A 6,711-nucleotide genomic window follows, 5' to 3' on the forward strand; every position below is an offset into this window, starting at 1 on the left:
CACCGCAGGCATGTTGGCTTCGGCGGCGACGCCCGGGTACAGGGCCGATCCCGGCGGTGGAGGCGCCGGCACACCCAGTGGCGTGACCCCGTCTGCGCAGAAGTCACCGGACGCGACCGCAACTCGCAGGTCGCCGCCGCCCGGCATCCCGATGACATAGTCGCGCGCGTTGACGTACTCGCTAGGCGGGCAGTTGTCGGTGCCGACGATGGCCAATCCGGCGGTGTCGCCCGGTCGCAGGTCACCCGGCCAGGCCTCCTGGTCGCCGAACATGCCGCCGGATCGCACGGGGAGCGCCAGTGAGGTCCCGTTCGCTCGCACCGCGGTCACACTCGCCGGCAACCCCGAGACTGAGCAATCAGTCTTACCGATGTTCGTCACGGTGATCCGCTGCGCAGCGTTGCCCGTCGCGAACCCAACACCGCCATCTCGTCCCTGTAGCTGACCAGCCGCGCAAGCCGGGTACGCCGCCGGCGGCGGAGTCGGCGCTGCCGGCGGTGGCGGCGGGTTAGCCGGCCGGTCGACCCACGGCACGAGGCCGGAGACACCGCTGACCGCCGGCGCGCTCGACGAGTGATTGTCAGCGGTGAGAGTTGAGGCCCCTACCGCGACGGCGGCCACCACGACGCAGACGGCGCTCGTCGCGGCCAGCAGTCGTGCCCGTCGGCGACGACGCACTCGCGACACCAGTTGCTCGAACGGAGGAGCCGGCGGGAGCGGTGACCGGTCCGCTTCGCGGGTGAGAAGTTCGTGCAACTCATCCACGACCCGGCACCTCGATCCTCGGCAACGGCGACAGCGACTGCCGGGCACGACCCAGCCGGGACTTGACGGTCCCCGCCGGCAACCGCAGCACTCTGGCGACTTCCTCTACCGGCAGGTCGAGGAGGTGGTGCAGGACGACGACCTGCCGCTGCTCGGGAGGCAATGTCGCGAGGGCTCTCATCACGTCGATCCCCTCGCCCGTTGGCGGCGCGACATCTGGCGACGCCCCAGTGCGACACAGCGCCGCCAGCCGGTTGCGGGCGCGACGCCGTCGGTTGGACAGCAGCCGGAACGCGACGAGACGCAACCATGCTTCGGGGTCTTCGTAGCGGGAGACCTTGTCCCACCGAGGGAGCAGCCGCACGAACGCGTCCTGCGCCACTTCCTCCGCCTCGGCCTGATCACCGCAGACAAGGGTGAGCACCCGGACCAGCCGGGGGTAGCAAGCTGCGTAGAACTCGTGCACCAGCCCCCCTCCGGTCAGGCTCTACCAGGTAACACCCGCCAGCGGACCTACCGGTTCCCTTCGAGAGCAACCGCGAAGGGAAAAATCACCGAAGGAGTTGGCGCGCTCGCTCGACGAGAGCCGGCGGGCGAAGGACGGTCACGCGCCAGACCCGCTCCTGGTCGATGTCAGCCAGGCGGACGTGAGCCAGCTCGTTGCGGAGCCGAGGCAAGAACCTCCAGGGATCCTGTTGCGGCGGATTCGCCAGGCGAAGGTAGGCCTCGGCTTCGTTGCCGAGGGCGATCCAGAGCCGCTCGATGATCCAGCGGTAGTGGTCATCGGCGGTGAACCGTTCATGGTCGCCATCGGCGACGAGCCGCTGGATGTTGTCCAGTAGCGCGACGAGCTCGAGAAGCGCGCGCCGCTCCGGCCGGCTCGGCGCCGTCACAGCGGTTGGGCGTCGACCAGGTCTTGACTGACGTGCTCGTTGGACAGCACGCGGTCGGAGAACAGGCTCACGCGGGCTCCGAGCAACGCCTCGGCGGCGAGGTCGAAGGCCACCATGTCGAGCAGATCTCTGTCGTCGGCAACGCGCCCCACAAGCCGGCCAGGCGAGGCGAACCGCAGCTCGGAGACCCCGTGCTCGGCGGCCAGGCGCATGAGATCGTCGCGATGCGCGCGGACCTGGCGCTCGTCGACGAGCGGCAGGTCGGCCTCGGCCGACGACGTGGTCATCGTCTGAGTGTACGAGCCAGACCGGTTCAGCGCGATGTTGCACGTATGTTGCACGCCAGCCCGCTCAAAGGGCCCCACACCCGCTCTGACCTGCGAAGACGCGAGCGATCATGACCGCCTGAAAAGCGGAAGGTCGGCGGTTCGACCCCGCCCCTGCCCACCACCTTCTACCAGCGTTCTCCCGGGCCAGCGCGCTGGCCAGCCGGCTCGGGTGCTGCATGTCCCGTGTCGCGGCAGGAATACCGGGGGCAGTCTTCCTAATCCCGTCTGCGACGTTCAACTACGGCGAGTGGGACAGCGACATCAAGCGATTCCTCGTCGGCGGCCCAGACGCGGCCATCGGCCAGCGAGACCTCACGGCCGTCGTGTTCACCGACGTCGTCGGCTCGACCCAGCCTGTCCCCCGCGTCGGTGACGCCGCCTGGCGCGACACGCTCGCTTTGCTCGACGCCTTCGTCAAACGGGAGGGTGTCGTGCTTTGAGCGCGGCTTGGGTCCGGTCGGAGACCTGGAGTTTGTCAAGGATCCGGGAAACGTAATTCTGTACAGTCTTTACGCTGATGCCTAGGGCTCGCGCGATCTGAGGGTTGCCGGCACCTTCGGCGATCAGCGCGAGGACCTCGCGTTCCCGGACGGTGAGACCCTCGATGTGTACGGGCTGCCGAGCAGCGGCGGTGGCGGTAAGGGCGAGGACCTGCGCGGCAACGCCGGCACCGAAGACCGCTCCGCCAGCCGCAACGGTGCGCACGGCTGCGGTGATCTCCTCGCTGGTGGCGCCCTTGAGGACGTAGCCGCGGGCGCCAGCGCGCATCGCGGCGACCACCGTGTCGTCGTCGTCGACCATGGTGACGGCGAGGACGACCGGCGGGTCCGGCCGCGCGAGGAGATGGGTGGTGGCCTCGACACCGGACATGCTGGGCAGGTTGATGTCCATCAGCACGACGTCGACGCCTCCGGCTGCCTCGACCGCGTCGATGGCGTCGGGCCCGTCACCGGCGGTGGCGACGACCTCGATGTCGTCGAGTGAGTTGAGTAGCGCGGCGAGGCCGTCCCGAAAGATCGGGTGGTCGTCGACGACGAGCACGCGGATGGTCACGGTCGGCCCGACTGAGCCGATTCGGTCGCCGCTGGTCGCCCGGTTGAGAACAGTGGAAGTTCGGCAGTGACGGTGGTGCCGAAAGCGGAGCTCACGCGTAGACGTCCGCGCAGCTCATCGGCACGCTCGCGCATGGTCTGCAGCCCGTTCCCCGACGATGACGTGGCATTCCGTATGCCGGTGCCGTCATCGGTGACGCTTGCGCGCAGCACGCCGTCGGAAGCGTCGATGCTGACCCGGCACGTGCGCGCGTTGGCGTGCCGGATGACGTTGGTGACGGCTTCGGTGACGATGCGGAAAGCCGCGACCTCGGTGGCCGCGGACAGCGACGGGAGTTCACCGACGTGCAAGTCGACGCGCACCGCGTTGCCGGCAGCTAGCCGTTGCAGCACCTGGGTGAGCGCGCCGGTGAGACCGAGCTCGTCCAATGCGGGTGGGCGCAGCCCCTCTACCACGCGGCGGACCTCGGTGACAGTGCCGCGCAGCTCGTCGCGCAGCTCGTCGATTTCGGGGGCCGCTGGGGACGTACATCCGACTTTCGCGGCGATGAGGTCGAGCCGGAGCAGGTGACCGGCGAGCGCGGGGCCGAGCCCGTCGTGCAGGTCCCGACGGAGCCGGCGCCGCTCTTCTTCGCGGCTGAGCACTTGCTGTTCGAGTGCCCGCTGCAGGTCCAAGGTGAGCTGGTGGGCGTTCAGCACGCCGCCGAGATGCCCCGCCAGGTCGTCGAGCAGCCGACGGTCCCGGACCCGAAGCGGCGGGTCGGGGGCCCGGTAGAGCAGGGTCCCGACCGGCTGACCGAACGCCGCCAATGGCTGCTCGACCCGCCCGTCGCTGGGTGTCGTGTCGCCGGCCAGGACGTACCCGTACGCGTCGCGTATCGCCACGTCACCGAGACCCAAGCCGCGCAGCTCGTTGACAACATTGACGAGCAAACGATGGACGTCAGCGCCCGCCTCGAGTTGCTGCCCGAGCCCGGCGAGCACGTCGTAGGGCTCGTCCCATCGGCCGAAGGTGAGCCGGTTGATGCCACGCTGCAGCAGGTCGCGAAGCGGCGCGAAGGTGACCGCTACCACCGCGGCGGCGGCCCAAGCCAGCCAGCCGACGCCGCCGGCGTCGATCCGGCTGCCCAACCCTGCGATCACTACGGCGTAAAGCCCCGCGATCACCAGCGACAGAGTCACCCACACCAGGGTGCGGTTCGCCGCGGTGCGAAGGTCATACAGCCCGCGGGCGAGCACCGCGAACCCGATCGCGAACGGCAGCGGCAGCGCAACCGCACCGAACACCCAGTCGCCCACGCCCGCGACACCGAACGAGAGCGGGACGGAGAGGACCGGCAGCGCCACCGCGGCGAAGAACAGCAGCAGCTGCTGACGAGCGACAGCGTCGCCGCACCGCCACCGAGCCCGCAACCCGACGATGATGCCGCCGACCGCCACCAGGCTGAGCGGTACATGGCCGAGCAGCCCGATTCCGCTGATCACATCCCACGGCCGGGGTGGGGCGATCGGGTTGCGCCAGGCGCCATAGCCGCTGAGATCCGCCTGCTTATCGGTGGTCGCATCGAGCACCGACGCCACCATGATCACGATCAGCACCAGCTTGAGCCACCGCACCCGCGGCTCGGCCAACCGCCCGTCCGGAAAGTACGCCGGCACCACCAGCGTGACTAGGTACCAGCCAACCGACCGCACCGCCGCCCCGGCGACCGCGAACGCCGACGAGGCGGGAACACTGCCCGGCGCAATCACGATGCCGTGATAGGAGAGGTCGACGCCCGCGCTGCCTAAGGCCCAAGCGGCCCCGGCCGCGAGCATCAGCCAGCCCACCCGATTACCCGGGCGCGCTCCCGCCACCACCGCCCCGACGAGCGCGAACGCGACCACCACCGCCGCGTTGAAGCCGGCCGTGACCACCGCCCGGTGGTCGCTGACTGCGACCGACAGCGAGCCGCTGATCCCGAGCAGCGTGACGGTGACGGCCGCGGCGATCACCGCGACCGTCACCGTGCCACGCGACGGCGCCCTCATCCTGGCCATGCTCCCGCGTCAGGGGCTGACCGGCAGTCGAATCACGCCGGAGTGCCCACTGCGACAGCACTCGGCGCCGGAGCCGCCCGGCGGGTGCGTCGCAGGGCCAACACCCCGAACCCGACCAGCCACAGGTACCACAGCATCATCTGCGGCGCACCGCTCCGTGCCGCCAACACCGCAGTCAAGCACGCCACCCCGACCACGTAGCCGATCACGGTGAACCAGCGGGGTAGCAGACGGCTTACCTGACCAGCGGCGGACGAGGCCAGCACAAAAACCCCGGCGGCGGCGCCTGACAACGAGAACCCGAAGTTGCCGATCGCGGCCACCGGAGTGATCGCGTCCACGGACACGCCATGATGGCCGTTGTAGAGCGCTGCCGCGGTCGCCGCGCCAGTCGCGATCACGATCGCGACGTAGGTCACCGCCGCGCCCGCCATGCACGACGCCAGCCAACTGGCCACGACGCCGTCACCGCGCAGCAGTTGCGCCATCAGCGAACCGCCGACGAGGAAGACCAGCACCGCGACAAGCTCGCCGTACGCGCCGGCGAATCCCGTCGTCATCGACGACGCCACCAGCGCCTTCGCTACCTTGCTCGGCGACTCACCGAGACCCGTCACCACCGACGTGTACGCCGGCGACACCGCGAACGTGACCACCACGTAGGCGATCGACAACCACCCAGCGGTCAGCCACAGCCGCCGCTGCACCGTCTCGTTCACAGCCGGCGTCGTCATGACAGGCAGGTCAGTATCGAACCGTGGCTAGCCGCCATCGAACTGCTGAACTCACCGACCGCACCCGGACCGTCGCTCGTCGCGTGCTCTGACTCCGAGGGCCCGATCTCCCCATGCAGAATGGCGTCCGGCCACCCCTCGCCCGTCACCCCGTAATGCGCGCCGAAGTCGTACGCCGACCCCATGCACGACGCGTTCGAGTTGGTGAAGCCAGGCGCCTGGTAGAACTGGCCAGTCGCCAACGCGGGCCCGGCCGCCACCGCGGTGACGCCGCCGGCCACCGTGACCACCAGCGCCGCCCGACACACGATCCACCTCATCTGCTGCTCCCCTCCACTTGGGACGTACGAAACAGCAGCAGACTGCGAGCAGCGCGTTCCCACCGGCTAGAGCAACCCTCCCATCGCAGTACGGAAAATCTCCCAGCGCGAGCGGGAGCGGCCGCACGTTGTGCGATCGGCGGCGGCCTCCGCTCGCCACTATGGGCGCGATCGGTAGTGACCCATTCGCGCCCCGACCGGCAAAGGCCTGGACGACCGTAACCGGCGTTCTGGATCGCACCGAGCCGGACACCGACCGCTCCGCAAGAGCCGCTAGTGTCTCTTTCTCCGGCGCATAGTCATGCGGTTTTCCGGTTGCGTATCCAGGGATCGGGACGCGGGATCTTTCACACCCATGCCGAGATGAGGACGTACGCAATCGCCGTTGCGGACCCGTCGTGATACGCGCGTCCGACGTCCTGAAGCGGGCATCACTTGGACGGGGTCACGCCGCGGGCGCGTGGCGCGTACCGAAAGGGCGCGGAAGGCCGGACTTCGACCGGGAGGCTCTCAGCGTCGTTGAACCCGGGAGGAGCTGGAGACCCCATCTGTGAGTGGGAGGTCGCGTTGGGTGATCG

9 protein-coding genes are annotated in these 6,711 nt (G+C 69.4%); 1 reads left to right on the forward strand and 8 read right to left on the reverse strand.

Annotated features, from left to right (window positions below):
- From VFJ21_15075 to VFJ21_15090, 4 genes are all read right to left on the reverse strand, one after another.
- Window positions 1–765, reverse strand: a 765-nt coding sequence (locus tag VFJ21_15075) for a DUF4232 domain-containing protein (GenBank protein HET7408444.1), incomplete at its 3' end; no start/stop codon positions are given.
- The gene (locus tag VFJ21_15080; protein HET7408445.1) at window positions 758–1,231 is read right to left on the reverse strand and encodes a sigma-70 family RNA polymerase sigma factor; all 474 of its coding nucleotides are present in this window, start codon (window positions 1,229–1,231) and stop codon (window positions 758–760) included. The genes VFJ21_15080 and VFJ21_15075, both read right to left, overlap by 8 nt.
- Window positions 1,232–1,316: 85 nt before the next feature.
- The gene (locus tag VFJ21_15085; protein ID HET7408446.1) at window positions 1,317–1,658 is read right to left on the reverse strand and encodes a hypothetical protein; all 342 of its coding nucleotides are present in this window, start codon (window positions 1,656–1,658) and stop codon (window positions 1,317–1,319) included.
- Window positions 1,655–1,945 (reverse strand): hypothetical protein, encoded by a 291-nt coding sequence (locus VFJ21_15090; GenBank protein ID HET7408447.1) that lies wholly within the window; start codon window positions 1,943–1,945, stop codon window positions 1,655–1,657. Before VFJ21_15090 ends, VFJ21_15085 begins: the two co-directional genes overlap by 4 nt.
- A gap of 218 nt (window positions 1,946–2,163) precedes the next feature.
- On the opposite strand from VFJ21_15090, the gene VFJ21_15095 reads away from it, so the two are divergent.
- Window positions 2,164–2,427 (forward strand): hypothetical protein, encoded by a 264-nt coding sequence (locus tag VFJ21_15095; GenBank protein HET7408448.1) that lies wholly within the window; start codon window positions 2,164–2,166, stop codon window positions 2,425–2,427.
- Here the strand turns inward: VFJ21_15095 and VFJ21_15100 are convergent.
- The 4 genes from VFJ21_15100 to VFJ21_15115 form a co-directional block, all read right to left on the reverse strand.
- Window positions 2,402–3,028 (reverse strand): response regulator transcription factor, encoded by a 627-nt coding sequence (locus tag VFJ21_15100; GenBank protein HET7408449.1) that lies wholly within the window; start codon window positions 3,026–3,028, stop codon window positions 2,402–2,404. The two genes, VFJ21_15095 and VFJ21_15100, sit on opposite strands and share 26 nt — an antisense overlap.
- Before the next feature lie 8 nt (window positions 3,029–3,036).
- On the reverse strand, window positions 3,037–5,046 hold the full coding sequence (locus tag VFJ21_15105) for a sensor histidine kinase (protein HET7408450.1): 2,010 nt from the start codon (window positions 5,044–5,046) through the stop codon (window positions 3,037–3,039).
- 65 nt (window positions 5,047–5,111) lie between these two features.
- On the reverse strand, window positions 5,112–5,786 hold the full coding sequence (locus tag VFJ21_15110) for a hypothetical protein (protein ID HET7408451.1): 675 nt from the start codon (window positions 5,784–5,786) through the stop codon (window positions 5,112–5,114).
- Between the two features lie 23 nt (window positions 5,787–5,809).
- On the reverse strand, window positions 5,810–6,133 hold the full coding sequence (locus VFJ21_15115) for a hypothetical protein (GenBank protein HET7408452.1): 324 nt from the start codon (window positions 6,131–6,133) through the stop codon (window positions 5,810–5,812).
- Window positions 6,134–6,711: the final 578 nt, after the last annotated feature.

The sequence above is a fragment of the Mycobacteriales bacterium genome, from assembly GCA_035690485.1.
GTDB lineage: Bacteria > Actinomycetota > Actinomycetes > JAFAQI01 > DASSKL01 > DASSKL01.